This is a genomic window from Herbaspirillum sp. C7C8 (genome assembly GCF_022627875.1).
Classification (GTDB): Bacteria; Pseudomonadota; Gammaproteobacteria; order Burkholderiales; family Burkholderiaceae_D; genus Herbaspirillum.
Genome location: NZ_JABXGG010000071.1, coordinates 1 through 273, shown reverse-complemented (window position 1 = coordinate 273; position 273 = coordinate 1). Strand labels below are relative to the sequence as shown.

The 273-nt window shown below is 66.3% G+C and carries 1 protein-coding gene; it reads right to left on the bottom strand.

The genetic code is table 11. The features are described 5' to 3' along the window. On the bottom strand, window positions 1-195 hold a 195-nt coding region (locus HWE01_RS22690), incomplete at its 3' end, for a hypothetical protein (RefSeq protein WP_241822965.1). Window positions 196-273: the final 78 nt, after the last annotated feature.

Below are 273 nucleotides of genomic sequence, written 5' to 3'. Positions count from 1 at the left end.
CGTCAGTTGCGGCCAGCGGTCCTTGATCATCTTGCCCGACACGGCCATGGACTCCTGGCCGTTGCGCCGCACTTCCAGGGCCTGCTGGGCCCCGAAACCCTCGGGATCAGCCTCGGCCACCAGCTGCTGCAGGGCCGGAAGCAGGACGTGGGCGTGGACGTCCACAGTGGGGGATTGAACTGAATCGGTGCTCATGCGGGTTCCTTCAGCATCGTGGACAGCGAGTTCATCAGGCCGGGCACGTTGGCGTCGCGGACGCCGTCGAGCATCCAC